Here is a 441-nt window from a genome sequence, read left to right on the forward strand (position 1 = left end):
TGTCCTCGGTCGCCTTGGCGGTCTCCTGGGCCAGGTCCTTGACCTCCCCGGCCACGACCGCGAACCCCTTGCCGGCGTCGCCGGCGCGCGCGGCCTCGATGGTGGCGTTGAGCGCGAGCAGGTTCGTCTGCTCGGCGATCGAAGTGATCGTCTTGATCACCGAGCCGATCTCCGCCGACGAGGCGCCGAGCTTGGCGACGGTCTCGTTGGTGGAGGTGGCCACGGCGACCGCCTGCGAGGCCACGGTGGCGCCCTCGTTGGCGTTGTGCGCGATCTCCCGGATGGAGGCGCCCATCTCCTCGCTGCCGGCCGAGACCGTCTGCACGTTGTGCGAGACCTGCCCGGCGGCGGCGGCGACGTTGCCCGCCTGGGTGGAGGCCTCGTCCGCCGAGGCGGCGATCCGGTCGCTGACGCCCGACAGCTCGGTCGAGCTGGCCGCCA

1 protein-coding gene is annotated in these 441 nt (G+C 72.6%); it reads right to left on the reverse strand.

Features of this window, described 5'->3' with window-relative positions:
• Nucleotides 1-441, reverse strand: a 441-nt coding sequence (locus ACWJ6R_RS38045; RefSeq protein WP_449066810.1) for a methyl-accepting chemotaxis protein, incomplete at both ends; no start/stop codon positions are given.

The organism is Planomonospora algeriensis, assembly GCF_977012225.1.